Annotated in this window: 1 protein-coding gene; it reads right to left on the reverse strand. The window is 26.1% G+C overall.

The annotated features are described in order from the left end of the window. Positions 1-26: 26 nt before the first annotated feature. Positions 27-257 (reverse strand): hypothetical protein, encoded by a 231-nt coding sequence (locus tag V6251_RS15365; RefSeq protein ID WP_341589024.1) that lies wholly within the window; start codon positions 255-257, stop codon positions 27-29. Positions 258-287 lie beyond the last annotated feature (30 nt).

The following is a 287-nucleotide window of genomic DNA, read 5'->3' on the forward strand; positions in this document are numbered from 1 at the left end:
CTGATTTTTATTATTTTAATAATAAATTAGGTGTCAATAAAATAATAAAAATCAGCAATTTCTAAAAGCATTCCTGAGGAATACAAGACGTTTGCTGTTACAATATAGATAACTAGTCCTATAGCTTCTTCTATTTGAAAATAGTCAGCAAAACTTATTAAACCTATAACACCAAATAAAGCATTTAGTAAGTTAAATAGCCATCGTTTACTTTCCCACCATTTTATAATGTCATTAGGTAAATTCTTGGTATTCATTTTAGCTTTTATATTATAACTACCAACCTA

It is taken from the genome of Olleya sp. Ti.3.14 (genome assembly GCF_038154885.1).
Lineage (GTDB): Bacteria > Bacteroidota > Bacteroidia > Flavobacteriales > Flavobacteriaceae > Olleya.

Bases quoted from the DNA above. Each gene is read 5' to 3' on its own strand.
- V6251_RS15365 (WP_341589024.1), bottom strand. From the start codon at position 257: ATGAATACCAAGAATTTACCTAATGACATTATAAAATGGTGGGAAAGT.